The organism is Prochlorococcus marinus str. MIT 9312 (genome assembly GCF_000012645.1).
Lineage (GTDB): Bacteria > Cyanobacteriota > Cyanobacteriia > PCC-6307 > Cyanobiaceae > Prochlorococcus_A > Prochlorococcus_A marinus_L.
The window spans coordinates 293,785-319,414 of the sequence record NC_007577.1 but is presented as its reverse complement, the minus strand read 5'-3'; the positions used below and the strand labels follow the sequence as shown (position 1 = coordinate 319,414).

28 protein-coding genes, 4 tRNA genes and 1 rRNA gene are annotated in these 25,630 nt (G+C 33.7%); 22 read left to right on the top strand and 11 right to left on the bottom strand.

Annotated elements, in window-relative coordinates; all coding sequences use genetic code 11:
• Positions 1 to 86: 86 nt before the first annotated feature.
• The 3 genes from PMT9312_RS01705 to PMT9312_RS01695 form a co-directional block, all read right to left on the bottom strand.
• Positions 87 to 159: transfer RNA gene (locus PMT9312_RS01705), tRNA-Ala, on the bottom strand.
• A 12-nt stretch (positions 160 to 171) separates the two neighbouring features.
• A tRNA-Ile gene (locus PMT9312_RS01700) sits at positions 172 to 245 on the bottom strand.
• A gap of 125 nt (positions 246 to 370) precedes the next feature.
• Positions 371 to 1,855: ribosomal RNA gene (locus PMT9312_RS01695) — 16S ribosomal RNA — on the bottom strand.
• A gap of 611 nt (positions 1,856 to 2,466) precedes the next feature.
• On the opposite strand from PMT9312_RS01695, the gene PMT9312_RS01690 reads away from it, so the two are divergent.
• A complete protein-coding gene (locus tag PMT9312_RS01690; protein ID WP_011375894.1) occupies positions 2,467 to 3,906 on the top strand; it encodes a glycoside hydrolase 100 family protein in 1,440 nt (479 codons plus the stop codon).
• A gap of 2 nt (positions 3,907 to 3,908) precedes the next feature.
• Here PMT9312_RS01690 and petD read toward each other — a convergent pair whose 3' ends face one another.
• Both petD and petB read right to left on the bottom strand, forming a co-directional pair.
• Positions 3,909 to 4,391, bottom strand: coding sequence for a cytochrome b6-f complex subunit IV (petD, locus tag PMT9312_RS01685; RefSeq protein ID WP_011375893.1), 483 nt, complete (start codon positions 4,389 to 4,391; stop codon positions 3,909 to 3,911).
• Between the two features lie 33 nt (positions 4,392 to 4,424).
• Positions 4,425 to 5,081, bottom strand: a complete 657-nt coding sequence (petB, locus tag PMT9312_RS01680; RefSeq protein WP_011375892.1) for a cytochrome b6 — start codon at positions 5,079 to 5,081, stop codon at positions 4,425 to 4,427.
• 71 nt (positions 5,082 to 5,152) lie between these two features.
• On the opposite strand from petB, the gene ctpZ reads away from it, so the two are divergent.
• From ctpZ to PMT9312_RS01650, 6 genes are all read left to right on the top strand, one after another.
• Positions 5,153 to 6,436 (top strand): carboxyl-terminal processing protease CtpZ, encoded by a 1,284-nt coding sequence (ctpZ, locus tag PMT9312_RS01675; RefSeq protein WP_011375891.1) that lies wholly within the window; start codon positions 5,153 to 5,155, stop codon positions 6,434 to 6,436.
• Positions 6,437 to 6,480: 44 nt separating this feature from the next.
• Positions 6,481 to 7,737 carry an HD domain-containing protein gene (locus tag PMT9312_RS01670; RefSeq protein WP_011375890.1) on the top strand — a complete coding sequence of 419 codons (1,257 nt, stop codon included), beginning with the start codon at positions 6,481 to 6,483 and terminating at the stop codon, positions 7,735 to 7,737.
• A gap of 10 nt (positions 7,738 to 7,747) precedes the next feature.
• Positions 7,748 to 8,407 (top strand): septum site-determining protein MinC, encoded by a 660-nt coding sequence (gene minC / locus PMT9312_RS01665; protein WP_011375889.1) that lies wholly within the window; start codon positions 7,748 to 7,750, stop codon positions 8,405 to 8,407.
• A gap of 117 nt (positions 8,408 to 8,524) precedes the next feature.
• Complete coding sequence (gene minD / locus PMT9312_RS01660; protein WP_011375888.1) at positions 8,525 to 9,340, top strand: septum site-determining protein MinD; 816 nt, start codon at positions 8,525 to 8,527, stop codon at positions 9,338 to 9,340.
• A 2-nt stretch (positions 9,341 to 9,342) separates the two neighbouring features.
• Positions 9,343 to 9,678 (top strand): cell division topological specificity factor MinE, encoded by a 336-nt coding sequence (gene minE, locus PMT9312_RS01655; protein WP_011375887.1) that lies wholly within the window; start codon positions 9,343 to 9,345, stop codon positions 9,676 to 9,678.
• A 65-nt stretch (positions 9,679 to 9,743) separates the two neighbouring features.
• Positions 9,744 to 9,815 (top strand) — tRNA-Thr (locus PMT9312_RS01650).
• A 178-nt stretch (positions 9,816 to 9,993) separates the two neighbouring features.
• Here PMT9312_RS01650 and PMT9312_RS01645 read toward each other — a convergent pair.
• The 4 genes from PMT9312_RS01645 to PMT9312_RS01630 all read right to left on the bottom strand — a co-directional run bounded on the left by PMT9312_RS01645 (position 9,994) and on the right by PMT9312_RS01630 (position 12,097).
• Entirely contained in the window at positions 9,994 to 10,575 is a 582-nt protein-coding gene (locus tag PMT9312_RS01645; protein WP_011375886.1) for an L-threonylcarbamoyladenylate synthase, read from the bottom strand.
• 23 nt (positions 10,576 to 10,598) lie between these two features.
• The gene (gene prmC, locus PMT9312_RS01640; protein WP_011375885.1) at positions 10,599 to 11,468 is read right to left on the bottom strand and encodes a peptide chain release factor N(5)-glutamine methyltransferase; all 870 of its coding nucleotides are present in this window, start codon (positions 11,466 to 11,468) and stop codon (positions 10,599 to 10,601) included.
• Between the two features lie 11 nt (positions 11,469 to 11,479).
• Positions 11,480 to 11,632 carry a photosystem II reaction center protein PsbM gene (gene psbM, locus PMT9312_RS01635; protein WP_011375884.1) on the bottom strand — a complete coding sequence of 51 codons (153 nt, stop codon included), beginning with the start codon at positions 11,630 to 11,632 and terminating at the stop codon, positions 11,480 to 11,482.
• A gap of 102 nt (positions 11,633 to 11,734) precedes the next feature.
• A complete protein-coding gene (locus tag PMT9312_RS01630; RefSeq protein ID WP_011375883.1) occupies positions 11,735 to 12,097 on the bottom strand; it encodes a 2Fe-2S iron-sulfur cluster-binding protein in 363 nt (120 codons plus the stop codon).
• A 224-nt stretch (positions 12,098 to 12,321) separates the two neighbouring features.
• Between PMT9312_RS01630 and psbB the strand changes: the two genes are divergently transcribed.
• From psbB to PMT9312_RS01580, 11 genes are all read left to right on the top strand, one after another.
• Positions 12,322 to 13,845: a photosystem II chlorophyll-binding protein CP47 gene (psbB, locus tag PMT9312_RS01625; protein ID WP_011375882.1), complete on the top strand. Its 1,524-nt coding sequence runs from the start codon at positions 12,322 to 12,324 to the stop codon at positions 13,843 to 13,845.
• A 23-nt stretch (positions 13,846 to 13,868) separates the two neighbouring features.
• The gene (locus tag PMT9312_RS01620; RefSeq protein ID WP_011131951.1) at positions 13,869 to 13,967 is read left to right on the top strand and encodes a photosystem II reaction center protein T; all 99 of its coding nucleotides are present in this window, start codon (positions 13,869 to 13,871) and stop codon (positions 13,965 to 13,967) included.
• 100 nt (positions 13,968 to 14,067) lie between these two features.
• Positions 14,068 to 14,547: a transcriptional regulator NrdR gene (gene nrdR / locus PMT9312_RS01615; protein WP_011375881.1), complete on the top strand. Its 480-nt coding sequence runs from the start codon at positions 14,068 to 14,070 to the stop codon at positions 14,545 to 14,547.
• Positions 14,548 to 14,655: 108 nt separating this feature from the next.
• Positions 14,656 to 15,747: a 30S ribosomal protein S1 gene (locus tag PMT9312_RS01610; protein ID WP_036924226.1), complete on the top strand. Its 1,092-nt coding sequence runs from the start codon at positions 14,656 to 14,658 to the stop codon at positions 15,745 to 15,747.
• A 130-nt stretch (positions 15,748 to 15,877) separates the two neighbouring features.
• Complete coding sequence (gene metK / locus PMT9312_RS01605) at positions 15,878 to 17,119, top strand: methionine adenosyltransferase (protein ID WP_011375879.1); 1,242 nt, start codon at positions 15,878 to 15,880, stop codon at positions 17,117 to 17,119.
• A 12-nt stretch (positions 17,120 to 17,131) separates the two neighbouring features.
• Positions 17,132 to 18,361, top strand: a complete 1,230-nt coding sequence (locus PMT9312_RS01600; protein WP_011375878.1) for an FGGY-family carbohydrate kinase — start codon at positions 17,132 to 17,134, stop codon at positions 18,359 to 18,361.
• A gap of 89 nt (positions 18,362 to 18,450) precedes the next feature.
• Positions 18,451 to 18,523 (top strand) — tRNA-Phe (locus PMT9312_RS01595).
• Between the two features lie 350 nt (positions 18,524 to 18,873).
• Positions 18,874 to 20,733, top strand: coding sequence for a carbamoyltransferase family protein (locus tag PMT9312_RS01590; RefSeq protein WP_011375877.1), 1,860 nt, complete (start codon positions 18,874 to 18,876; stop codon positions 20,731 to 20,733).
• Positions 20,733 to 21,128 (top strand): SxtJ family membrane protein, encoded by a 396-nt coding sequence (locus tag PMT9312_RS01585; RefSeq protein WP_011375876.1) that lies wholly within the window; start codon positions 20,733 to 20,735, stop codon positions 21,126 to 21,128. Before PMT9312_RS01590 ends, PMT9312_RS01585 begins: the two co-directional genes overlap by 1 nt.
• Before the next feature lie 2 nt (positions 21,129 to 21,130).
• Entirely contained in the window at positions 21,131 to 21,292 is a 162-nt protein-coding gene (locus tag PMT9312_RS09965; RefSeq protein ID WP_011375875.1) for a DUF5989 family protein, read from the top strand.
• Between the two features lie 164 nt (positions 21,293 to 21,456).
• Positions 21,457 to 22,449, top strand: a complete 993-nt coding sequence (locus tag PMT9312_RS01580; RefSeq protein ID WP_155105301.1) for an SGNH/GDSL hydrolase family protein — start codon at positions 21,457 to 21,459, stop codon at positions 22,447 to 22,449.
• A 261-nt stretch (positions 22,450 to 22,710) separates the two neighbouring features.
• On the opposite strand, the gene PMT9312_RS01575 is transcribed toward PMT9312_RS01580, so the two are convergent.
• Entirely contained in the window at positions 22,711 to 23,130 is a 420-nt protein-coding gene (locus PMT9312_RS01575; protein WP_011375873.1) for a hypothetical protein, read from the bottom strand.
• A 147-nt stretch (positions 23,131 to 23,277) separates the two neighbouring features.
• On the opposite strand from PMT9312_RS01575, the gene PMT9312_RS01570 reads away from it, so the two are divergent.
• The 3 genes from PMT9312_RS01570 to PMT9312_RS01560 all read left to right on the top strand — a co-directional run bounded on the left by PMT9312_RS01570 (position 23,278) and on the right by PMT9312_RS01560 (position 24,737).
• The gene (locus tag PMT9312_RS01570; RefSeq protein WP_011375872.1) at positions 23,278 to 23,913 is read left to right on the top strand and encodes a TVP38/TMEM64 family protein; all 636 of its coding nucleotides are present in this window, start codon (positions 23,278 to 23,280) and stop codon (positions 23,911 to 23,913) included.
• Between the two features lie 118 nt (positions 23,914 to 24,031).
• Complete coding sequence (locus tag PMT9312_RS01565) at positions 24,032 to 24,211, top strand: hypothetical protein (RefSeq protein ID WP_011375871.1); 180 nt, start codon at positions 24,032 to 24,034, stop codon at positions 24,209 to 24,211.
• Positions 24,186 to 24,737: a phycobiliprotein lyase gene (locus tag PMT9312_RS01560; RefSeq protein WP_011375870.1), complete on the top strand. Its 552-nt coding sequence runs from the start codon at positions 24,186 to 24,188 to the stop codon at positions 24,735 to 24,737. Before PMT9312_RS01565 ends, PMT9312_RS01560 begins: the two co-directional genes overlap by 26 nt.
• Here PMT9312_RS01560 and PMT9312_RS01555 read toward each other — a convergent pair.
• Positions 24,721 to 25,233, bottom strand: coding sequence for a phycobilisome protein (locus tag PMT9312_RS01555; RefSeq protein WP_011375869.1), 513 nt, complete (start codon positions 25,231 to 25,233; stop codon positions 24,721 to 24,723). The genes PMT9312_RS01560 and PMT9312_RS01555 overlap by 17 nt on opposite strands.
• 178 nt (positions 25,234 to 25,411) lie before the next feature.
• Between PMT9312_RS01555 and PMT9312_RS01550 the strand changes: the two genes are divergently transcribed.
• Complete coding sequence (locus tag PMT9312_RS01550) at positions 25,412 to 25,618, top strand: hypothetical protein (protein ID WP_036924189.1); 207 nt, start codon at positions 25,412 to 25,414, stop codon at positions 25,616 to 25,618.
• The last annotated feature ends 12 nt before the right edge of the window (positions 25,619 to 25,630 follow it).

The following is a 25,630-nucleotide window of genomic DNA, read 5'->3' as shown; positions in this document are numbered from 1 at the left end:
ATTTCATTAGGAAGCTAGATTCGTTCAGATTTGATCACAACTCCAAAACATTCCCTTCTATAAATTATGGAAGAGGTGGTGATCAGTGGAGGTAAGCGGACTCGAACCGCTGACATCCTGCTTGCAAAGCAGGCGCTCTACCAACTGAGCTATACCCCCAACATAGAGATATGGGCCATCCTGGACTTGAACCAGGGACCTCACCCTTATCAGGGGTGCGCTCTAACCACCTGAGCTAATGGCCCAGGGAAAATAATGGGTGTGACCTAGAAAAACTTAGGAAATGAAATCCTCAATAAATCGAGAATGTGAGATACCGATCGACCTAAGGTGACAAAATAATAATATTAAACATTTTGTTGTCTCCCTGTTAGGAGGTGATCCAGCCGCACCTTCCGGTACGGCTACCTTGTTACGACTTCACCCCAGTCATTAGCCCCACCTTCGGCGTCCTCCTCCACAAGGGTTGGAGTAACGACTTCGGGCATGGCCAACTTCCATGGTGTGACGGGCGGTGTGTACAAGGCCCGGGAACGTATTCACCGCAGTATGCTGACCTGCGATTACTAGCGATTCCTACTTCACGTAGGCGAGTTGCAGCCTACGATCTGAACTGAGCCACGGTTTATGGGATTTGCTAGCTCTTGCGAGTTTGCTGCCCTTTGTCCGTAGCATTGTAGTACGTGTGTAGCCCAGGGTGTAAGGGGCATGATGACTTGACGTCATCCACACCTTCCTCCGGTTTATCACCGGCGGTCTTTCTAGAGTGCCCAACTAAATGCTGGCAACTAAAAACGTGGGTTGCGCTCGTTGCGGGACTTAACCCAACATCTCACGACACGAGCTGACGACAGCCATGCACCACCTGTCACTGCATTCCCGAAGGCACCCTCAAATTTCTAAGAGGTTCGCAGGATGTCAAACCCTGGTAAGGTTCTTCGCGTTGCATCGAATTAAACCACATACTCCACCGCTTGTGCGGGCCCCCGTCAATTCCTTTGAGTTTCACACTTGCGTGCGTACTCCCCAGGCGGAACACTTAACGCGTTAGCTACGACACCGAGGGGGTCGATTCCCCCGACACCTAGTGTTCATCGTTTACGGCCAGGACTACAGGGGTATCTAATCCCTTTCGCTCCCCTGGCTTTCGTCCATGAGCGTCAGTAATGGCCCAGCAGAGCGCCTTCGCCACTGGTGTTCTTCCCGATATCTACGCATTTCACCGCTACACCGGGAATTCCCTCTGCCCCTACCATACTCAAGCCTTTCAGTTTCCACTGCCATGATGGAGTTAAGCTCCACGTTTTAACAGCAGACTTGAAAAGCCGCCTGCGGACGCTTTACGCCCAATAATTCCGGATAACGCTTGCCACTCCCGTATTACCGCGGCTGCTGGCACGGAATTAGCCGTGGCTTATTCCTCAAGTACCGTCATATCTTCTTCCTTGAGAAAAGAGGTTTACAGCCCAGAGGCCTTCGTCCCTCACGCGGCGTTGCTCCGTCAGGCTTTCGCCCATTGCGGAAAATTCCCCACTGCTGCCTCCCGTAGGAGTCTGGGCCGTGTCTCAGTCCCAGTGTGGCTGATCATCCTCTCAGACCAGCTACTGATCGAAGCCTTGGTGAGCCATTACCTCACCAACTAGCTAATCAGACGCGAGCTCATCCTCAGGCGAAATTCATTTCACCAATAGGCATATGGGGTATTAGCGGTCGTTTCCAACCGTTATCCCCCTCCTGAGGGCAGATTCTCACGCGTTACTCACCCGTCCGCCACTAACCCGAAGGTTCGTTCGACTTGCATGTGTTAAGCACGCCGCCAGCGTTCATCCTGAGCCAGGATCAAACTCTCCGTTGTGTTCAAATCCTTTTGTAGATAAATCTACTCAATATGAATTGCATTCTCCAAATAAAAATAAGATTGACTTAAGTTATTTAGGTTCAGCCTCCTTAAATAATTAAGGATTACTTTGAGTGCACATTAAAAATATTTCAAAGTGACTTTCCAAGATCTCAGATCCGTTGGTTTTCAAAAAACTAAAAGTTAGCAATTGAAAACAATTTTATATATTCTTGACGGGACCTCACACCTTTATTGCAATACATCTCGAAATTACCAAATCTAATTTGATAAAGTTTTGACGCAATAAAAGCATCAGTTCCTAAGTTTTTAAATTTTCTAGGTGCAGAGTTAAACAAAAAGTGAATAACTCATTTCGAAGGGAAAACCCTTCTTCTGGCTGAAAATACTGATAGAAATCAAATCTTCAAAAAATTCATTCATTTACCAAAAATTAGATTTAAGATAATCGCTTGAATATTGCAAAAAAAATTATTTTTGCCCAGAAGAAAATACTAAACCATCCGACTGTAATTATGCAACCTTTTATACAAAAATTTTTTATTAATTTTTTTATTTGTTCAAAGTCTCTTTGAGCAACTAGGCTTAAATAAAGGGATATAAATGAAATGGCAGAAAGATTTAGTCAAAAAAATTTAAGAGTAAGACCAAGTTCCGAGGAAGAGAAAATTGTAACAAATGCAAAAAAACACTTTGAAAAGACTTTAGTTGAAATAGCAGGTGAGCTCGTCGGCAGTGTTGCTGCACTTGAACACCCAACAAAAAATAAGAAATTAAATTATGGAGAAATATTTTTAAGAGACAATGTTCCAGTAATGATTTACCTCATTACCCAAAAACGGTACGAAATTGTCAAAAGGTTCCTAAGTGTATGCCTTCAGTTACAAAGCACTAATTACCAAACACGTGGCGTATTTCCTACTAGTTTCGTTGAAGAAAATGGAAAGCTCATTGGAGACTATGGTCAGAGATCAATAGGGAGGATAACTTCAGCTGATGCAAGTTTATGGTGGCCCATTTTATGTTGGTATTATGTCAACAAAAGTGGTGATTATGCCTTTGGGAAAAGTCAAGGAGTTCAAAGAGGTATTCAACTTTTACTAGATTTAGTTCTGCATCCAACATTTGAAGGTACACCAGTACTTTTTGTTCCGGATTGCGCATTTATGATTGATAGACCTATGGATGTATGGGGTGCACCTTTAGAAGTTGAAGTTTTACTTCATGGATGTTTAAAAAGTTGTATCAACTTAATGGAATTAAGTCGAGCAGATCATGTAAGTAGACTTTTAGATCAAAGGCTTATTCTTACAAATCAATGGGTTAAGGATTTAGGAAGTTTTCTCCTAAAACATTATTGGGTTACCAGCCAAACAATGCAAATTTTAAGAAGAAGACCTACTGAGCAGTATGGAGATGATCAACACTTCAATGAATTTAACGTTCAACCTCAAGTAGTTCCATCTTGGCTTCAAGATTGGTTAGAAAATAGGGGTGGTTATTTAATAGGAAATATTAGAACAGGAAGACCTGACTTTCGATTTTACAGTTTAGGGAATTCTTTGGCCTGTATGTTCGGAATACTACCTCCTGCAGAACAACGAGCTTTATTTAGATTAGTTCTACATAACAGACAACATTTAATGGCTCAAATGCCTATGAGAATTTGTCATCCTCACATGGATGTCGAAGAATGGCAAAACAAAACTGGATCTGATCCAAAAAATTGGCCTTGGAGTTACCACAATGGTGGTCATTGGCCGAGTTTGCTTTGGTTTTTTGGTGCAGCTGTTCTGTTACATCAAAAAAATTATGATTCTGATGATGTGATTCTTATGGAAGAGATGAAATCTTTAATAGAGGAGTCATATTGGTGTCAACTCAATCAATTACCTAAGCAAGAATGGGCAGAATATTTTGATGGACCTACAGGTACTTGGGTTGGTCAACAATCAAGAACATACCAAACCTGGACAATTGTTGGTTTTTTATTAATGAATCACTTTTTAAGAGAAGAAAATAACGATTTAGATATGTTTAAGATTTAATCCTAAAATAAGCCTAAAGTTAGTGATTTATCAATAGGTAAGCATGCTCCAATTCCAAGGTATATTGTAAGAAAAGTTCCGAATAAGAAAAGAGACATTGCAATTGGTCTTCGAAAAGGATTGGAGAATTTATTAACGTTTTCTATGAAGGGTAAAATCATTAATCCAAGTGGAATTAATGTTTGAAGTGCAATACCCAAAAGTTTATTAGGAACTACCCTAAGTATTTGAAAGACTGGGTATAGATACCATTCAGGTAATATTTCTAAGGGAGTCGCGAATGGATTTGCTTTATCTCCTAACATTGCAGGATCAAGAACTGCTAATCCAACTACACAAGCAATAGTACCTAAAATAACTACTGGAAATATATATAATAAGTCGTTTGGCCAAGCTGGTTCACCATAATAATTGTGGCCCATACCTTTAGCTAATTTTGCTCTTAATTTTGGATCAGATAGATCTGGTTTTTTTAACGTAGACATTTGGAGCTCTGGTTGTAATTTAATTTTAAATGTTTATAAGGGACCTGAAATACCTTGTTTACGAATCATTAAAAAATGCATCAACATAAAAACTGCTAATGACCATGGCAAAACAAAAGTATGAAGACTGTAAAACCTTGTAAGAGTAGATTGTCCAACACTTTCTCCACCCCTAAGTAGTTCAACCATAAAATCACCAATTACAGGTATTGCTGCTGGCACACCTGAAACAATCTTGACTGCCCAATATCCAACCTGATCCCAAGGCAAAGAATAACCTGTCACACCAAAAGCAACTGTTATGACTGCCATTACAACACCTGTAACCCAAGTTAGTTCTCTTGGCCTTTTGAAACCACCTGTAAGATAAACTCTAAAAACATGAAGAATTAACATCAAAACCATCATAGATGCGCTCCATCTATGAACAGATCTTATCAACCATCCAAAACTTACATCGGTCATCAAATAACTTACTGAATTATAAGCTTGTGTAACTGTTGGCTTATAGTAAAAAGTCATTGCAAAACCTGTTGCAAATTGAATTAAGAAGCATACTAAAGTTATGCCTCCTAAACAATAAAAAATATTTACGTGAGGGGGTACGTACTTGGAAGTTACGTCGTCAGTTATGTCTTGAATTTCAAGCCTTTCTTGAAACCAATCATAAACAGATGAAGAATTAGCCATCCAAAAAAAAATTAGCTTTGATATAAAGAGCTTACTTAAAATTCTTATACTTGGTGTTAACACTTAACCCAATGAATTCATCTTTTAACAAACTTTTAACATTCAAAACATTGATCACTGCATTAATGATCATTGTTATTTATACCAATTTTTTATTGATAGAAAGAGTTGATGCTCTTAGTGATAGCAAGCAATTAGTCCTTGATGCTTGGACTTTGGTAAATGAGGGTTTTTATGACCCAGACAAGTTTGATGAAATACAATGGAAGAGAATTAGGCAAAAAACATTACAGAAACAAATTGAAACAAGTGAAGAGGCTTATTCTGCAATTGAAGACATGTTAAGACCTCTAGAAGATCCTTATACAAGAATTTTACGACCCAAAGATTATGAACTCCTGAAATCAAGTAATTTTGGTAGCGAGATTAATGGAGTTGGGCTGCAATTGGGTGAAGATGATGATAGTAAAAAGGTTAAAGTTATCTCTACTCTTGGCGGTTCTCCAGCAGAAGAAGCGGGAATAGTTAGCGGGGAATTCATAGAGAAAGTGGATGGAATTTCATCAGAAGTATTAGGACTTGCAAATACTGCCTCTAAGTTAAGAGGCGAATCAGGAACCAAAGTTTTAGTTCAAATTTCATCGGAAGCAGGAGAAATTCGAGAAGTAGATTTAGAAAGGCGATCAGTAGATCTTAGACCAGTTAGGACAAAAAGATTAAGAGACGATTCTCACACAATAGGATATTTAAGGATTACTCAATTTAGCGAAAGCGTCCCAAAAAAAGTTGAAGAAGCTCTTCAAGAGTTAAAAGAGAAAGAGGTTGAAGGATTGATTTTGGACCTTAGGAATAATTCAGGTGGACTAGTAAGCTCAGGAATAGCGGTTGCAGACTCATTATTGAGTGAAAGACCAGTAGTAGAGACAAAAAATAGAAATGGAATCAAAGATGCAATAATTTCTCAAAAAGAGACTTTTTTTGATGGCCCAATGGTAACTTTGGTAAATAAAGGAACTGCGAGTGCTAGTGAAATACTTGCCGGCTCATTGCAAGACAATAGCAGATCGATTCTCATGGGAGAACAAACCTACGGGAAAGGTTTAATTCAATCCTTAAAAAGTTTGGGAGAAGACAGTGGAATAGCAATAACAGTTGCTAGTTATTTAACTCCTAAAGGTAATAATATCCAGGGTCAAGGTATGAAACCTGACAAGTTATTGGATCTTCCAGATGCAACTGAATACGGAAGTGCTGATGACAAATGGGTGAAAAATGCAGAATTATTTCTGGATTCACTACTAGAAAAAGAAGAAGTTTCTAGTCAAACTAGTGAATTAAGCAATGAAGAAGTATAAACCTGATTAAGCAAAAGATTTATAAATAAAACATTTTAAAAACTATGAGTATTAAAAGAATTTTTCATGACCCAATTCACAAAGAAATAGTATTTGATTCGGAAAAGCCAGAAGAATTAATGATTATGGAGTTAATTGATACAATAGTTTTTCAAAGATTAAGAAGAATAAAACAATTAGGCGCGGCATCATTACTTTTTCATGGTGCCGAATCAAGTAGATTTACACACTCAATTGGCGTTTTTTGTATCGCAAGAAAAATTTATCAGAGACTAATTGAAAGTAAATCTTCATTTTGTGAAAATAAATTTGTTCTGTATGGAGCAGCTCTGCTACATGATTTAGGTCATGGGCCTTTGAGCCATACCAGTGAAACAATATTCGATCATAATCACGAACAATGGTCTCAAAACTTAGTTAAAAATTATTCTCCAATAAATTCAATACTGAAAAAGTATGACAACGAATTACCTATACAAATTGGGGAATTATTTGAATCAAAGCAACTATTTTCAAGACCTTTAAAAACATTGATTAGCAGTGAAATAGATTGCGATCGTCTAGATTATCTTTTACGCGATAGTTACAACTCAGGTACCAAATATGGCTTAGTAGATTTAGAAAGAATTATTTCAGCTCTAACTTTTTCACCTGATGGAAATATTGCAATCAAACCAAAAGGAGTTATCGCTATTGAGCATTTCTTAGTACTAAGAAACTTCATGTATAGAACTATCTATAATCACAAAATAAACGAAATATCAACATGGATTCTAGAAAAAATAATATCCAAAATAAAAGATAATTTTGATAATAAACTTTGGTTAGATAAATCTCTTCAAAAATGGATATTTTCTCCTGAAAAGGTTGATTTTGATGATTTCATAAGAAATGATGATGTAACCTTTTACTACCATTTGATTAGATGGAAAGATGAATCTTTCGAGCCTCTTTCTACCTTATGCAAAATGTTTATTGATAGAGATTTATTAAAGGCATCAGATATAAGTTTTTTAAATAAAATTGATAGACTAGAAATCCTTGCATTTGCAAGAAAATTATGTGAAGCAAATAATTATGATGCAGAAATATTTTGTGGAATTAAGGAAAGATCTTTTAAGGGTTTTGAATCTAGCAACGCACTAAAAATATGGGATGGTAACTATCAAAGCTCACTAGAAAATAAATCTTCATTAATAAAAACTTTAATGAAATCTGAGGAAAGCTCTTTTATTATTTACCCAGATATAATTAAAAATAAAATCAAAAATCAAATTTCACTAATAAGAAATAATTACTAAATATTAATCAATGAAAATCGTAATAAATAATAGTAGTAATAAAAAATATATCGAAACTATATCTTTTGAAAATTTGTACAATATCGATGAAACTTTCAAAGAATTTTCTTCGATAAAAGAACCTCTGGAAGCAAAGATTTTCGCAATCAATGAACCAATAAGTTCTCATAAATTATCAAAAATCAAAAATAATTTTGATAATTTAGACATCCGTTCCTTATGCATTTACTCGAATAATAGACATACGATATTAGCAGGAAAGTCTTTAAAAATAGATTCAAATTTTCTTAAAGAACAAGAAGTTAAAAAAAAGTTACTTCTACTCGATTCAAAAAATAAAGACGGCATCCTTCACGAAGGAACAGTAAGATCTGGAGACAGAATATCTGCAAATGGAGACCTATGCATTATTGGAGATGTTAATCCAGGAGCAATAATTTCCGCAAAGAACAATATTTACGTTTGGGGCAAACTACTAGGTATCGCCTTCGCAGGAAAAGGTGGAAATAACAATGCCTCTATTGCATCACTTTATTTAAAACCTTTACAGTTAAGAATTGCTAATGTGGTAGCTATTGGACCAAAGGATAAGCCCAAGAATTATTATCCTGAAATTGCTGTAATAGATAAACAAACAATTAATATCAAACCCTTTTTAATAGAAACTTAAAAATAATCAATAATTTGAAATAAATTAATTCAAACTTGATAAATTTAAGAATTACTTAATCTTTATAATATTCAACTTTCTGAAAGTAGACTTATCATTTGTAAAATAATAAAATTCGTGGCGGAAAATACTCGCACAATATTAATTTGTTCAGGGAAAGGTGGAGTTGGTAAAACCACTTTAACTGCAAACCTTGGCATAGCACTTGCCAACAGTGGAGCAACTACTGCTGTATTAGATGCTGATTTTGGCTTAAGAAATTTAGATCTTCTTCTAGGATTGGAAAATCGCATTATATATACAGCACAAGATGTTTTAGATAAAAATTGTCGTCTTGACCAAGCATTAGTCAGACATAAAAAAGAACCTAATCTGGCTCTTTTACCTGCAGGAGATCCTAGGATGTTGGATTGGATGAAGCCCGACGATATGAAAAAAATTAGCGAGCTGCTTAGTGAAAAGTTTGATTTTGTTTTAGTAGATTGTCCTGCTGGAGTAGAAGATGGTTTTAAAAATGCCCTTGCAGCTTGTAAAGAGGCTATTGTTGTTACCAACCCGGAATTATCTGCAGTACGTGATGCCGATAGAGTAATAGGTATTCTTAATACTTCTGATATTAAGCCTATCCAGCTTGTAATCAATAGAGTTCGCCCTAACATGATGGCAAGTCAAGAAATGCTATCCATAGAAGATGTTCAAGGGATCCTTTCACTACCTTTATTAGGTATTGTTTTAGAGGATGAGCAAGTAATAATTAGTACAAATAGAGGAGAGCCACTAACACTTACAGATAGTAAATCCCCTGCAAAAAAATGTTATTTGAATGTTTCTCAAAGACTTACAGGAAAGGATGTCCCAATTATTGACCCCAAAAATGAAGGGAAAAGCCTCAAAGATAAATTCATGAGATTAATGCAAACAAAGGTTTTTTAAAAATGATGACTCTCAGAGATCTTATAAATAAGTTACTAGGTAGAGAAACTGCCAGTGCAAATACAGCTAGAGAAAGATTACAACTTGTACTAGCTCATGACAGAGTCGATATGAGTTCCTTAACGACTGATCTTTTGGATAAAATGAGAAAAGAAATTCTCGATGTTGTTGCAAAATATGTTGAGATTGATTTTGAAGAGGTGGCAGTAAGCTTAGAGACTGAGGATAGAATGACTGCATTAGTTGCCAATTTACCAATCAAAAGAACTATTTCAGGAGAAATAAAATTCAAAAAAAATGATAAAACTGATCAAGCTGATAAAGATATCAAAAAGTAATAAATTTAAAAAAAGCTAAAAAAATACTTATAATTGACCCTCCCTAATTGTAAGATAGAGAGATTGCCGGCTTAGCTCAGCGGTAGAGCAGCGCTTTTGTAAAGCGAAGGTCATCAGTTCAAATCTGTTAGCCGGCATTTTGATTTAGTTAATTCTTTTCAATAGTTTTTGCCGAAAATAACAAAATCAAACCTAATAGAGTAATAATCGGGAAAAATCTTATTTCCAGAACGTACTCTAAAAAAGAGGCCAGAGGTTCAAAGATCCAATAAGTAAAAAATTGAATTAATAAAACAAAAAACAATAATAAAAACATTAATGCAATTCCCTAACTAATACTTCTCCTTCTCTAATCAGCCTCCAATCGCCACTTTTCTTCCAAAATATTATGGTACTGGCTTTGCCACTACTTTTTTCCCATGGAATAGGTTCTAGAATTTCTACAGAAGGGAAGTCTAAAGCAATACCATCAGCTGTAATAGATCCAGTGAGGCCTGAAATATTTGCACTTGAAGTTAACAAAGGGCCTGTTTCTTTCAAAAGAGATTGGGCCATATGAAAATTTGGGATTCTTAAACCAAGAGTAAGATCCTTGCTTGTGAGGATTCCAGTCTGCTTTTCTGAAGATGGGATAACCATTGTCAGAGCTCCAGGCCAATATTTTGAAGCTATATTTTCGTAATCTTCTTTAGCTGATTCGTGAACATAATCGATTAATTGTTTATATTCAGATCCCATAAGAATCAAGGGTTTATTTCTATCTCTTTTTTTATAATCATAAATAATATTTGAAAATTTTGGCAGGCATCCAATTGCAGGTAAGGTATCTGTTGGGAAAATTATAGGTAAACCACTAGTAAGAGTCTTCAAAGCTGATTTAGAGTCTACTAAATTCATTTTAATTATGAACCCGCAATACTTTATTTATATCTTCCTATGGTAAACCTACCAATACCTGAAAGATCATTCACAATTTCTATTGATGTAAATTTATTCTTAATAAAAAGTTGTTTGACTTTTTCACCTTGATCAAAATGATTCTCTAAAATTAACCATCCCTTCTCTTTTAAAAAAATAGGTGCTTTTTGAATTATTTCCCTAATATGTTGTAAACCATCTTCGCCGCCTAATAAAGCAATTCTTGGTTCGAAATTTTTAACTTCTTTGGGTAATTTTTCATAAGTATCTTTAGGGATATATGGCGGGTTTGAAATGGCGAGATCTAATTTTCCTTTAAAACTCTCAAGAGGGGTCCACCAATGTCCACAATAAAATTTCAAATTTGATTGTTTAGAAGAATTCATATAATTATTAATGGCTATTTCTAATGCATCTTGATCTATATCAGTTGCTATTCCATTACACAATGGATACGCTAATGCCAAAGCAATACTTATAGCACCTGATCCAGTTCCTAATTCAGCGAAAAATAATTTTCGTGATTGCTTTCCAAATATATTAAAAACAATATCAACTATAAGTTCAGTTTCTGGCCTAGGGATAAGTACTTTATTTGTAACTTTTAATTTTAAATCTCTCCAATAAGTTGTTTCACAAAGGTATTGAATTGGGTAACATTTTACTAAATGATCGTCCCAAACAGATTCTAAAAAGTCTAATTTTTTTTTTAAATATAGGTTTCCCTTTGGATTTATGCTCAGCAAATTTAAATCAAAATTCGAAATTCCGCCTATACAGTCAAGTAAAAAAGCAAAAGATTCTTGATCTCCTCCTTTAGAAAGTTGTAGTTTTTTCCAAATTAAAAATTCTTTTACTGAAATGCTAAGCATTTATAAAAGCTTTAGCGTTTTGGGCCAAGCTTACCTTTACTAGAGTCAGAGAAGAAGCTTGATTTTTCGCCATCTTGGGTAGAAATAAATAAACCAATAAGGAATATTGTTGGCACCCCTACGAATAAAAGACTAGCTATGAATCCAAAATTAGTTGTTTCCATTTAGTTGGCAGTTCTATTAGGTATTAAGACTATAGACATATAATTTGAAATAAAGTGGAAAAATAAACAAATTTTATCAACTGATTAACAGTCTTAAACAATTTAGCGAGGTAATTTTTTATTTTTACTAATATTTTTTAATTCTTCCAAATTTGAAGGGGGCGATTGTGGTTTTGTTAAGATTACTGCAGAAGATTTTATTAATGTTTGGCATGCAAGTCGCCAATTTTCTGGTCTATTTTTGAGTTTTTCTTCTTCAACGGAAGTAAGAGGGCTTAAAGAATTTTTGTTGCCTCCTTCAACTGAAATAAAACAAGTACTGCATTGTCCTGCCCCTCCACAGTTTCCTAAAATACCTTTCAATCCATAAAGCTGTAAGTTCTCTTTTATTACTAATTCTCTTAAATTTTCACCAGGATTGCATTGAACCTCTAAATCCTCACGGATAAATCTGATAGTTGCCATTTTTTTTTAGTTATTTTTCTTATTTTGGCGTTTTACTTTGAGAATTGTGACCAAAATATTAACAATTTTTAGCTAAAAATTCCTTGTAAACCTAGTTCTGCAAATCGATTTGCCCAATTTTTGCAAGAAAATAAATTTATTTACAAAAATCCCTCAAAGACTAAAAAACCCTTACTATCGTGATGTTTAGCTGTTTATTCAGCATAGTTACTAGAAATTAACCGATGGGATTGCCTTGGTATCGAGTTCACACAGTAGTTATTAATGACCCAGGTCGACTACTTGCTGTGCATCTTATGCATACTGCATTATTAGCCGGCTGGGCCGGTTCTATGGCTCTTTATGAATTAGCCATTTTTGATCCTTCTGATGCTGTTCTCAATCCAATGTGGAGACAGGGAATGTACGTTATGCCTTTCATGGCGAGACTAGGTATCACAAGTAGTTGGAACGGATGGGATATTACAGGTGCTACAGGAGTTGATCCTGGATTCTGGAGTTTTGAAGGGGTTGCAGCAGCACACATAGTATTTAGCGGACTATTGATGTTGGCCTCTATTTGGCACTGGACATACTGGGATTTAGATTTATGGGAAGATTCAAGAACAGGTGAGCCTGCTTTGGACCTTCCAAGAATATTTGGAATTCACCTTCTTCTAGCTGGACTAACATGTTTTGGTTTTGGAGCTTTTCATTGCGCAAACGTAGGGATTTGGGTTTCTGATCCTTATGGTTTAACTGGTCATGTAGAGCCTGTTGCCCCTTCCTGGGGAGTGGAGGGATTTAATCCTTTTAATCCTGGAGGAATAGTTGCAAATCATATTGCGGCTGGACTTATGGGTATCATTGGAGGTATTTTTCACATTACCAATAGACCTGGAGAAAGACTTTATAGAGCATTAAAACTTGGAAGCCTTGAAGGAGTTCTAGCTAGTGCTCTAGCTGCTGTATTATTTGTATCTTTTGTAGTTGCAGGCACAATGTGGTACGGTTCAGCGACCACTCCTGTCGAGTTATTTGGTCCTACTAGGTATCAATGGGACTCTGGCTATTTTAAAACTGAAATCAATAGAAGGGTTCAAGCTTCTATAGATAATGGTGCAACTAAAGAAGAGGCATATGCATCTATTCCAGAGAAACTAGCCTTCTACGATTATGTTGGTAATAGTCCAGCAAAAGGTGGATTATTCAGAGTTGGAGCACTCGTTAATGGCGATGGTTTACCAACTGGCTGGCAAGGTCATATTGCTTTTCAAGACAAGGAAGGTAACGATTTAGAAGTCAGAAGAATACCTAATTTCTTTGAAAACTTCCCTGTGATTCTTGAAGATAAAGAGGGAAATGTAAGAGCTGATATTCCATTTAGAAGAGCTGAAGCAAAGTATTCATTTGAACAAACTGGCATTACAGCAACTATCTATGGGGGTGACCTAAATGGGCAAACATTTACTGACCCTGCAGTAGTTAAAAGATTAGCTAGAAAAGCGCAGCTTGGAGAAGCATTCAAGTTCGACAGAGAAACTTACAAATCTGACGGTGTATTCCGAAGTTCACCAAGAGCATGGTTTACATACGCTCATCTATGTTTCGGATTACTATTCTTGTTTGGCCACTGGTGGCATGCTTCAAGAACTCTTTACAAAAATTCCTTTGCTGGTATTGACGCTGAGATTGGTGACCAAGTTGAATTTGGTTTATTCAAGAAACTTGGTGATGAAACCACAAGAAGAATCCCAGGAAGGGTTTAAACTAAACTTTATTAATTAATCTTATGGAAGCTTTTGCTTACGTTCTTATTTTAACTCTCGCAGTTGTAACACTATTCTTTGCTGTCGCCTTTAGAGACCCGCCTAAATTTGACAGAAAATGAACTTAGAAAAAAAAACCTCTTTAACAAGAGGTTTTTTTTTACTTTTCATAATTAAGATATTACTCTAATATGAGAATTAAAGATTACCTTATTTCACTAAATGCAGTGTCCAACCTGTCAAAATACAGATAGCAGAGTTTTGGAATCAAGATCTGCTGATAGTGGGAAAAGTGTTCGAAGAAGAAGAGAGTGCCTAAATTGCAGCTTTAGATTTACCACTTATGAAAGAGTTGAAACAATGCCAGTTTCAGTTATTAAAAAAGATGGGAACAGTGAATTATTTGATAAACAAAAATTATTTACTGGTATATCAAGAGCCTGCGAAAAGACTACCTTCACCAGTGAAGCAATTATTAATTTTGTAGATGGAATAGAATCACAAATTTTACAAGATTCTAATAAGGATATTAAATCTTCACAAATTGGAGAATTAATACTTAAAAGTCTTAGGAAAGAAAACGAAGTTGCATATATAAGATATGCTTCAGTTTATAGAAAATTCAATGGAGTAAAAGATTTTATCTCTACTCTTGAATCCCTCAAAGGAGCTTCAAAAAATCAATTAGCTTCAATTTTATAAAATTTAGCATCTTAAAGTGTAGAATACATAACACAAATATTTTTGCTATTGGTTTGCAGGCTAATAGCACTCCTTTCTAACTACCTAAGGTAGTCTGCGATGCAACAAATGAACGAAAATTCTTCTCAAACCACTAAAGAGCTTTCTGAAAATAAAGAATTTAAAAATTCACCTGAATTAGATAATAATTCAATGCCCAAAAATGAAGAAGATTTATCATTCGAAAAGAGCGATATCCCATCAGCAGATGCTTCCTCTAGCAGAACTAATACCGATTTAGATAATGCAGGATTCACACAAGAGGAATTTGCATCACTGTTGGGTAAATATGACTATAACTTTAAACTTGGTGATCTTGTAAAAGGAACCGTTTTTGCTTTAGAGCCTAAAGGGGCAATGATAGACATAGGTGCAAAAACAGCTGCTTTTATGCCTGTTCAGGAGGTTTCAATAAATAGAGTTGAAGGACTAGATGATGTTTTACAACCTTCAGAAAGCAGAGAATTTTTCATAATGAGTGAAGAAAATGAAGATGGCCAGTTAGCACTTTCTATTAGAAGAATTGAATATCAAAGGGCATGGGAAAGGGTTAGACAATTGCAAAAAGAAGATGCAACTATTTATTCTGAAGTTTTCGCAACGAACAGAGGTGGAGCTCTTGTAAGAGTGGAAGGGTTAAGAGGTTTTATCCCAGGATCTCATATAAGTGCCCGAAGGGTAAAAGATGACTTAGAAGGTGAGTACCTACCATTAAAATTTCTTGAAGTTGATGAAGAGAGAAACAGATTAGTATTGAGTCATAGAAGAGCCTTAGTCGAGAAAAAAATGAATAGGCTTGAGGTGGGTGAAGTTGTTGTAGGTTCTGTTAAAGGGATTAAACCCTATGGAGCTTTTATTGACATTGGAGGAGTTAGTGGTCTATTGCACATTTCTGAAATTAGTCATGAACATATAGAAACGCCTCATAATGTTTTAAATGTTAGTGATCAAATGAAGGTAATGATAATTGACCTAGATTCGGAAAGAGGAAGGATTTCATTATCTACAAAAGCTCTTGAACCTGAACCAGGAGATATGCTGACTGACCCTCAAAAAGTTTTTAGTAAGGCTGAAGAGATGGCTGCAAAATACAAACAAATGTTGTTCGAGCAAACCGACGAAGCTGAAGAAACCGCTTCAGCTTCGTCGGAAACTGTCTAGATACATTTTTTTGTTAAAAATCAATATCTTTACAAACAAGTTCTTACAGGACAAATTTTTATTTACAATCATTGATTACAAACAACAGTTTAACTTAGGATAAGCCTTAGTCTTAAAAAATTATATTTAAATGAGTGATTTCATTTTCACTTCTGAATCCGTTACTGAAGGTCATCCTGACAAAATATGTGATCAAATTAGTGACGCAGTTTTAGATGCTTTATTAACAGAAGATCCAGAAAGCAGAGTTGCATGCGAAACTGTCGTTAACACTGGTCTATGTCTACTTACTGGAGAAATAACTTCAAAAGCGAAAGTCGATTATATAAAACTTGTTAGAAATGTAATTAAAGAAATTGGATATGAAGGCTATAGAGCAGGTGGTTTTGACGCAAATAGTTGTGCTGTTTTAGTAGCACTTGACGAGCAATCACCAGATATTTCACAAGGAGTAAACTACGCAGATGATGTTAACGATGATTTAGAAGATAATACCGGAGCTGGTGACCAAGGCATAATGTTCGGCTATGCATGCGATGAGACGCCTGAATTAATGCCATTACCAATTAGCTTGGCTCATAGATTAGCCATTCAACTTGCCAAAGTGAGACATGAAGAAGTCCTTAATTATCTACTCCCAGATGGTAAAACGCAAGTAAGCATTGATTACGAAAAAGGGTTACCAGTCTCTATTAATACGATTTTAATTTCAACTCAACATAATCCTGAGATTGATGGAATAACAAATGAAGAAGAAATTCGTCAAAGAATAAAAGAAGATTTATGGACGCATGTTGTAATTCCTGCTACTGAAGATTTAAAAATCAAACCAAACATTAGCAAAACAAGATTTCTAGTAAACCCGACGGGCAAATTTGTAGTAGGCGGTCCTCAAGGAGATGCTGGGCTCACTGGTAGAAAAATTATTGTAGATACTTATGGTGGATATGCAAGGCACGGAGGTGGTGCATTTTCTGGTAAAGATCCCACAAAAGTAGATAGATCAGCCGCTTATGCAGCACGTTATGTAGCTAAAAGCATAGTTAAGGCAAAATTGGCAAAAAAAGCAGAAGTACAATTAAGTTATGCAATTGGAGTAGCAAAACCAATTTCCATTCTGGTGGAAACTTTTGATACTGGTGTTATTTCACAAGCTAATTTGACTGAGCTAATTAAAGAGCACTTTGATTTAAGACCCGCAGCAATAATAAAAGAATTTAACTTAAGAAATTTACCAAAAAAAATGGGGGGAAATTTTTTCAGAAAGACTGCATCCTATGGACATTTTGGCAGGCGAGATCTCCAGCTCCCTTGGGAAAATGTCGAAGAAAAAGCAGCCAAATTAGAAGAGGCATCCAAAATATTTTTATAAGGTATTGCTTCTATGCCTGATAATTATTATGGAGGGTTAGATTTTGGAACTAGTGGTGCGAGAATATCTATAATTGATCTTTATAAAGAATCAGTATATTCGGATTCAGTTACTTATCTGTATGGCTTTAAAAATCCAAATTCTTGGATCAATTCTTGTGAAAAGCTCTTAGATAGTTTACCTATTGAGATTAAAAAGAACCTAAGTAAATTGGCTATATCTGGTACCTCAGGAACTTTAACAGCATTCGATTTCAAAGGGGAGCCATTAGGGGAAGCTATACCATATGACCAAGCATGTAATGACCATCAAATCCTTCTTGAATCATTAACTTCTGGAGAAGATCATTTACGAACTGCATACAGTAGTCTTGCAAAAGCATTAAACCTAGTTGAAAAATATGGGACTAATATACTTTTAAGACATCAATCGGATTGGATAACTGGCTGGTTTTTAAAAGATTGGACTCATGGAGAAGAAGGTAATAATCTCAAACTTGGTTGGGATCTTCAAAAAGAATCTTGGCCAAAAAGCTTCCTTAATACTTCATGGAAAAAATGCTTGCCTCACATAATAAAAAGTGGAAAAATTATTGGGCAAGTAAATTCTGATTTAGCAAAAAGATTTAACTTGAATAAAAAATTAAAATTAATCTCTGGCACCACTGATTCTAATGCAGGTATATTAGCTGCAGGTTTAGGGAAAGAAGATGGTCTTACAGTTTTAGGAACAACAATTGTTGTTAAGAAAATTATTGAAAACCCTATAAAGAAACAGGGCATTACAATCCATAGAGTAAACGACGATTGGATATGTGGAGGAGCATCAAATGCTGGATGCGGTATCTTGTCTAAGTTCTTTTCTGATTTAGAAATAAAGGAACTCAGTCGACAAATTAATCCATCAAAAAACAGTTCTTTGGATCTTTTACCTCTTAATAGTAAAGGAGAGAGATTTCCTATTAATAATTCTGAATTAGAACCGATACTTGGTCCTAGACCAGTAAGCGACTCACTTTATTTACATGCATTATTTGAGGGGCTAGCTAAGATCGAATTGAAAGGATGGGAAGAACTAGGCAAACTAACAGGTTCACTTCCAAAAAAAATTATTACTATTGGTGGAGGTTCAAAAAACCCTCAGTGGAGAAAAATAAGAGAAAAAATTATAAATATACCAATAGTTTCATGCAATAAAACCACTTCTTTTGGTACTGCATTATTAGCGATTAATTCAAGGTAATAATTTTTGAATATTTGATAAAGATATAAAATTTTTAATGAAAAGGGTTTCACAAACTACACATCTTAATTTAGAGTGTATAGGTTAGAGCCGGGATAGCTCAGTTGGTAGAGCAGGCGACTGAAAATCGCCGTGTCCCCAGTTCAAATCTGGGTCCTGGCACCTTTAATACAAGGGTTAAATGAGCATCTGAAAAGGTGCTTTTTTAATGTCTAAAATCAGGTATAACAGTCCTTTTTCAGGTTATTCAAAGAAACACCCTCAGGGAGCAAAAAAGAACTCTCTGAGGGACATATTTATGGAATGTAAGTGGAATGTTAGTTGAGCAATAAAATTACTGATTTTTTACTCCCCAGATAATATTCCGTTAAAGTCCTTCACTATCTGAATAAAGTTGCGAATTTAAATTAGTTTCTAGAATAGTAATCCGATAAAATAGAGTAATTATTTAAAGCATAAGACGATTAATATTGCATGATATGATTTATAAATTACTTAAAAAAAAGTAACTTATGACAAAATATATATTGGGTATATCTTGTTATTACCATGATAGTGCAGCATCGCTTATTGGTGATGGAGAAATTTTAGCTGCAGTTCAAGAAGAGAGATTCACAAGGAAAAAACATGATTCGAGTTTTCCTGAAAATGCAATTAAATACTGTTTAAAATCGCAGAATATAAGTATTAATGATCTCGAATATGTTATTTATTATGAAAAGCCATTATTAACTTTTGAAAGATTATTAGAAACTTATCTTGCTACTGCTCCAAGAGGATTAAGATCTTTTATTGCTGCGATGCAAGTTTGGCTTAAAGAAAAATTATTTCTAAAGACTCAAATAAAAAAGGAAGTTAGGAAAATAAATTCCCATCTTACAAATTCAAGGAATAATGATGTTTTACCTAAACTTCTCTTTTCTGAACATCATTTTTCGCATGCTGCTGCTGCTTTTTATCCAAGTCCTTTCGAAGAAGCAGTAATTCTTTGCATGGATGGAGTAGGAGAATGGGCTAGTACTTCTTGCTGGATTGGCAAAGGAAATAAAATAAAACCATTATGGGAAATTAGTTTTCCGCATTCACTTGGTTTGCTGTATTCTGCATTTACATACTATTGCGGATTCAAAGTTAATTCTGGAGAATATAAATTAATGGGTTTAGCACCATATGGTTCACCAAAATATGTAGAAAAAATTGAAAGTAAATTAATAGATATTAAAGAAGATGGCACTTTTAAACTTGATTTGAGTTACTTCAAATTTCATAGGGGATTTAGAATGACAAGTTCTAAATTTCATAAACTTTTTGGAGCAAAACCAAGAAAAAGTGAAGATGAAATTTTGCAATTTCATATGGATTTGGCTGCCTCAATTCAAAAGGTTACCGAAAATATTGTCACTAAACTTGCAAATACTTTAAGGAAAGAAACTGGTCAAAAAAATATATGTCTTTCTGGTGGAGTTGCATTAAATTGCGTGGCTAATGGGAAATTGTTAGACCAAAAAATTTTTGACGACATTTGGATTCAGCCTGCTAGTGGCGATGCTGGTTCATCTCTAGGTTGTTCTCTTCTTTGCTGGCATCAGTATATGAATAAAAAAAGAATAGTTAACCCTAATGATTCTATGAAGGGAACATATTTAGGGTGTCAGTTTTCAAACTCAGAGATATTAGATTACCTTACTAAAATTAAGGCTAATTTCTTAAAACTAGATGATGATGCATTATTTAAAGAAATAGCAAAACTTCTGGATGAAGGGAAAGTTATAGGGTGGTTTAATGGTCCAATGGAATTTGGTCCAAGGTCATTAGGTGCGAGATCAATTATTGGAGATCCTAGAAATAAGGAGATGCAGAGTGTTATGAATTTAAAGATCAAATTTAGAGAAAGCTTTAGACCATTTGCCCCATCAGTTTTAGAGGAAGACATATCAAATATATTTGAAATATCAAAGAAAAGTCCATATATGTTGTTAGTCGCCCCAGTAAAAAATGAATTATGTAATAAGATGTCAAAAGAAGAAGAACAACTTTTTGGAATAGACAAATTAAATATAGCTAGATCTTCTTTGCCAGCTATTACTCATGTAGATTATTCTGCAAGAATCCAAACAGTCAACGAAAATACAAATCCTAGATATTACAAAATGATTAGAGAATTCAAAAAACTTACTGAATGCCCATCTATCGTCAATACTTCTTTTAATGTAAGAGGAGAGCCGATAGTCTGTACCCCTCAAGATGCTTATAGATGCTTTATGCGGACTGAAATGGATGTTTTAGTATTACAAAATCAAATACTTTTTAAAGATAAACAAGCTGTCATCGAGAATGATGAAGACTGGAAGCAAGAATTCGAATTAGATTAATGAGAAAAAAGCAACTTAGTACAAAAAAACTCAAAGAATTTGGATTTCTTATCGGTTTTTGTTTTCCATTAATCATAGGCTGGTTAATACCAGCATTTTGGGGCCATTCATTTAGATTTTGGTCTATTTGGGTTGGTTTATTTTCTTTAACAATTACAATTATTAAACCAAGACTATTGTTTTATCCATATAAATTATGGATGCTTTTAGGTCATTTTCTAGGTTGGATTAATAGTCGCATCATTCTAACCATGGTTTTTATTTTTGTTCTTCTCCCGATTTCTCTAATCATGAAATCTGTTGGTTACGATCCTTTAAGAATAAAAAAGAAAAATGATGTATCCTATAGAGAAATTAACGATAATCATATTATTGATTTTACAAGGATTTTTTAATTATGGAATCATTTTTGGACTTAGTTAAAGATATATGGGATTTTTTTAAAATCAGAAAAAAATACTGGTTAGCTCCTTTAATTATTACAATCGTCGTTATGGGCAGCCTTATTATATTTACTCAAGGTTCTGTAATAGCTCCATTCATATATTCTATTTTTTGAGTAACAATATGGGAAAGATCTTAAATAAATATAAGGGGATAATTTTTTATAATATCATTATTTTTATACTTCTAATATCTTTTCCCGCAATAATTTTTAGTTTATATAAAAAAGTATCCAATATATTTAAACCAATTAATACTAAAATTTTTGTTGATCCAAGAGTGACTTTTCCCACATATCCAAATAAAACTTTAGGAAATCAAATTTATAAAGATCAAAGTTCTCTGCCAAAAGAGTATAAAGCTTTTTTAGGTTGGGCTAATAAATTAAAGAATTCAAAGACTGTAAATATTATGGGTTTATATAAAACCAGATACTCAAATGGACAAAACCTCGATAATTCCACATGGTTTTTTGGCGGATCTACAATGTGGGGAACAGGTGTATCTGATGATCAAACAATCCCAAGTAATTACCATGAGATCTCTGGTGAAAAAGTTTTTAATTTTGGAGTAGGAGGATATAATTCAAGACAAGCTATTAATAGCCTAATTACTTTATTAGGTGATGGACATAAACCTAAAAGAGTGTTTTTTTATGATGGATATAATGATGTTGAGCAAGGATGTAGGAAGGAAAATAAGATAATTCCAACTCATTCAAGAGAACTCCTAATAAATAACGCATTGAAAAATAATAAAAAAAGTTTTTCGAATTTAACTAAGATATATTTATCTAGAATTATTGAATTCTTAATTTCACCATTAACATCTATCAACGCTCAAGAAAGAATTTATGATTCCTTGAGGAATGGATATGATTGCCACAAAAGTCCAGACAAAGCTGAAAGCATAGCAAAACATCTAGTAAATAATTGGTACTCTAGTTATTTAATATTAAAAAACGATGGAATTGAATTTAATGCAATTCTTCATCCTACTATTTACAGCTCTAATGTTAATTATGAATTCTTTACTGATTATTGGAAAAAACGAATTAATTTTTTAGAACCCCAATTCAAAATTGTATATCCTTTAATAGTCAAAGAATTAAATAAAAAATGTATTATTGATAAATCATTTTGTAATGTTTTCTTTGATGGAAGCAATTGGATAAGTTCCGAAGCTATAGTATTTTTTGATGATACTCACCTTAATGATGAAGGAAATTCAATTATTGCAGAAAGGCTATTTAATATATCAAATAAGAAATGATTCTTTTTTGTAAAAAGAATTGGATTGTAAATCCACTCTCTTAAAAAGAATGTTTGTTGAATATAAGTGAAAATATTTATTTAAAATATGGGTCTTTTCCTTTAGTTAATATTTAAAATATCTCACTTTTTGTGATATTTCTATAATTGTCTGCAATGCAATTCTGAGTCCGGGCAACTTTAAACCCCCACGATGAAAGTCTTTTTACTTTCTAGGTATGGAAAAATATAAATTTCTTTTCATTTCTTTGATCCAAAATTTTTAGTTTTCAACTCTACAAACTTGACCAATCACACTCAAAATCAGTTTATCTCCATTTGGATCTTGCCAATCAGCTAAATCATTAAAATTAGTATTTACTTCATCTATGGAGACATCAACATCTCTAAATGATTTTTCAAAACAATTTATATCCATTGTATAGAGAATATCCTTTGTAATTTCACTTTTTGTTTTGGGAATAAATTTACTTAATACTCTCACAGAACCGTCTTCATTCCTTTTTATACTTTGCCTATCCCATAGCTGTTCTCCATATTCACTTTTAGGGACGCCAACCCATTCATGAGGCAAAGCATCTGATTTTTTTATTGAGACGCAAAGCGAAACGATAATAGAAAGGAGTAAATAAATAATATTTCTAAAAAATATTGAATTAACTTTATTCATAGAATCAATCATGACTTCTGATGGAATACAAAAATCTTTTATTGGTAGGAAATATAAGATTAAAAATTTGTAAAAATTTTTATTGATTAGTATTTCTATTATAGATAGAATCAAATATTAAATTAAGAATTTACTACCAATAAATTTATTTGAAAAATAATGAATAAAATACAGAAATTTCTCTCAGTAGTTTTTTTTATAGCAATATTTGTTGTATTGATTTATTTAATCCAAAATTATGGGATTGAACCTTTAAGGAACAAAATAGAAAGCATGGGGATTTGGGCTCCTTTTGGAATATTCATACTTAGAGGAGTAAGTATTATTTTACCTGCACTTCCAAGTTCAGCTTATTCTCTGCTAGCTGGTTCATTACTAGGATTTCAAAAAGGTTACATGACAATAATCTTTTCTGATATCGTTTTTTGCCAAGCAGCTTTCTTTATTGCGAGAAATTATGGTCGAGTTCCTGTGAGTAAATTAGTAGGCCCAAAAGCAATGAAAAAAATTGAAAGTTTTAATCAAAACCAACTAGAAGAAAATTTCTTTCTCATGACAGGTCTACTAATGACTGGCCTTTTTGACTTTCTAAGCTACGCAATTGGTATTGGAGGAACACGTTGGAAAATATTCACTCCAGCATTATTAATAAGTCTTCTTATCAGTGATTCTATACTAGTAGCTGTAGGAGCTGGGGTTAGTCAGGGAGCCGGATTATTTCTAGGAGTAGCTCTTTTAGGAATGTTTGCATTAGCTACTATTTCAGGATTAGCAAAAAATAAAATACCTAAATAAAGAACAGTTAAAAATTTAGTAATCAAAGAAGAGAGATATGACATTTTTGCAAACAACAACTTTATAAATAAGAATTCATGCAAGAATAGAAATCGATTAATTTTTTAAAAGACATTAGATGACTCCATTTAGACCAACTTCATATGATCGCCCTGGAGAACAAATATCAACCACTCCTTCTGGATTAAAAGTAACTTCTGCTAAGAGATTAATGGTGGATTCAATGGTAAGAATGATACAAAAAGCAGAAAATCATTCCGTAGAAGATAAACTTGACGAAGAATCTAACAACAATTAATCAATTCATTGATAAAAGTATAGGAGAGTGGAAATCTATTAGAAGTACTCACACTTTAGCTTTTCAGGAATTTGAAAACTCAACTAGTAAAATATACATTAAAAATATCAACTCAAAAAATAAAAAAGTTATTGAAATTTTTAAAAATTACAACTTAAGTTTAAACCTAGAGAGCATAGCCATTTCTATAAAATGGCAAGCTTTTAGTGATTGGGAAGAAGATAATATGAGTGAGGGAGATGAAACTATTTTGATATTTTTACCAAAGGATGAGAATTCAGGAATTGTTTTACGAAATAAAGGTTATACAGAATCCTTTATTTCATCATCCAATTATTTTTTTGATGAACAAAATAATTTAAACATTAAAACTATTTACAAATCAAAAGTTTCCGAAGAAAGAATTTCCTTTTTATCCACTCACATAAGATCCAGATTTTCTACTATTAGAAATCTGGAAAATAACTCAGTAATACAGACTTCACATACTTCAGAGATAAGGAATTTAGCTAGTTTAAAAGATTAATTATCCTTTCAAATTGAAACTTTGTTTCAGATACTAATTTAGGAAGAAAGCCTTTGTTTCCTTGCATATTATTAACTGTTGAATTTAAATCAGAGATTGTTGCATCTCGCATTAATTCAACAACCCTTCTTGCATTTCTTAAAGGTACCCCAAGAGCAAGATAAGTATTTTTAAGATCCTTTAAACAACTTTTTTCTAAAACTGATTCGTCATTAGAAATTAAAAGATAAGCAACAATCCTTAGAATTATTTCTCCATCTCTTAAACAAACGGACATCTTGTTAGTTGTATTTAAAGATATTTTTGAATTAACTGAGTCTTGATTTTCACAAATCATTGCTGTTACAGCGTCTGCTGCAATTGCATGTGAATTACTTGTTATAGAAGTTATTGCATCTAATCTTGAGTTTGCACTATTAATAAATTCTTTTATATTGCTTAAATCATTTAATTTCTTATCAGCGGACAATAGTTGATTTTTCTTTGAAACTGACATTCCTGAAGTAAAAATTTAAAGATCGATCTTAAGATTAATACAAAGCAAGTAAAAACAATACAATTTCAAACTTAACGCAACGCTTCTTAATTAATAACTTCATTCCAAAGTGATAGTTGAAATAATTCAAATAAAAAAATTTTTTCCGCTAATATAAAATTACATTTTCAATAAAGTTTTGGATAAACAAGAATTAAAATTATCAAAGAAAATTATTTCCTCATATAAGAAGAGATTGGAAAAAGAAATTCTAGACAGAAGTATAAAATTAAAGATGCCTCAAAATAAATTTGAAGAAATAATTAATAACAATAATGAACTTATGAACTTAAAAAAAGCGTTAGAAGATCTAGAAACGGAATCTGAATCTCATACTAAAGTCTGATTTTTGAAAAAC

Bases quoted from the DNA above. Each gene is read 5' to 3' on its own strand.
- PMT9312_RS01690 (WP_011375894.1), top strand. From the start codon at position 2,467: ATGGCAGAAAGATTTAGTCAAAAAAATTTAAGAGTAAGACCAAGTTCC.
- petD (WP_011375893.1), bottom strand. From the start codon at position 4,391: ATGTCTACGTTAAAAAAACCAGATCTATCTGATCCAAAATTAAGAGCA.
- petB (WP_011375892.1), bottom strand. From the start codon at position 5,081: ATGGCTAATTCTTCATCTGTTTATGATTGGTTTCAAGAAAGGCTTGAA.
- ctpZ (WP_011375891.1), top strand. From the start codon at position 5,153: ATGAATTCATCTTTTAACAAACTTTTAACATTCAAAACATTGATCACT.
- PMT9312_RS01670 (WP_011375890.1), top strand. From the start codon at position 6,481: ATGAGTATTAAAAGAATTTTTCATGACCCAATTCACAAAGAAATAGTA.
- minC (WP_011375889.1), top strand. From the start codon at position 7,748: ATGAAAATCGTAATAAATAATAGTAGTAATAAAAAATATATCGAAACT.
- minE (WP_011375887.1), top strand. From the start codon at position 9,343: ATGATGACTCTCAGAGATCTTATAAATAAGTTACTAGGTAGAGAAACT.
- PMT9312_RS01645 (WP_011375886.1), bottom strand. From the start codon at position 10,575: ATGAATTTAGTAGACTCTAAATCAGCTTTGAAGACTCTTACTAGTGGT.
- prmC (WP_011375885.1), bottom strand. From the start codon at position 11,468: ATGCTTAGCATTTCAGTAAAAGAATTTTTAATTTGGAAAAAACTACAA.
- psbM (WP_011375884.1), bottom strand. From the start codon at position 11,632: ATGGAAACAACTAATTTTGGATTCATAGCTAGTCTTTTATTCGTAGGG.
- PMT9312_RS01630 (WP_011375883.1), bottom strand. From the start codon at position 12,097: ATGGCAACTATCAGATTTATCCGTGAGGATTTAGAGGTTCAATGCAAT.
- psbB (WP_011375882.1), top strand. From the start codon at position 12,322: ATGGGATTGCCTTGGTATCGAGTTCACACAGTAGTTATTAATGACCCA.
- PMT9312_RS01620 (WP_011131951.1), top strand. From the start codon at position 13,869: ATGGAAGCTTTTGCTTACGTTCTTATTTTAACTCTCGCAGTTGTAACA.
- nrdR (WP_011375881.1), top strand. From the start codon at position 14,068: ATGCAGTGTCCAACCTGTCAAAATACAGATAGCAGAGTTTTGGAATCA.
- PMT9312_RS01610 (WP_036924226.1), top strand. From the start codon at position 14,656: ATGAACGAAAATTCTTCTCAAACCACTAAAGAGCTTTCTGAAAATAAA.
- metK (WP_011375879.1), top strand. From the start codon at position 15,878: ATGAGTGATTTCATTTTCACTTCTGAATCCGTTACTGAAGGTCATCCT.
- PMT9312_RS01600 (WP_011375878.1), top strand. From the start codon at position 17,132: ATGCCTGATAATTATTATGGAGGGTTAGATTTTGGAACTAGTGGTGCG.
- PMT9312_RS01590 (WP_011375877.1), top strand. From the start codon at position 18,874: ATGACAAAATATATATTGGGTATATCTTGTTATTACCATGATAGTGCA.
- PMT9312_RS01585 (WP_011375876.1), top strand. From the start codon at position 20,733: ATGAGAAAAAAGCAACTTAGTACAAAAAAACTCAAAGAATTTGGATTT.
- PMT9312_RS09965 (WP_011375875.1), top strand. From the start codon at position 21,131: ATGGAATCATTTTTGGACTTAGTTAAAGATATATGGGATTTTTTTAAA.
- PMT9312_RS01575 (WP_011375873.1), bottom strand. From the start codon at position 23,130: ATGATTGATTCTATGAATAAAGTTAATTCAATATTTTTTAGAAATATT.
- PMT9312_RS01570 (WP_011375872.1), top strand. From the start codon at position 23,278: ATGAATAAAATACAGAAATTTCTCTCAGTAGTTTTTTTTATAGCAATA.
- PMT9312_RS01565 (WP_011375871.1), top strand. From the start codon at position 24,032: ATGACTCCATTTAGACCAACTTCATATGATCGCCCTGGAGAACAAATA.
- PMT9312_RS01555 (WP_011375869.1), bottom strand. From the start codon at position 25,233: ATGTCAGTTTCAAAGAAAAATCAACTATTGTCCGCTGATAAGAAATTA.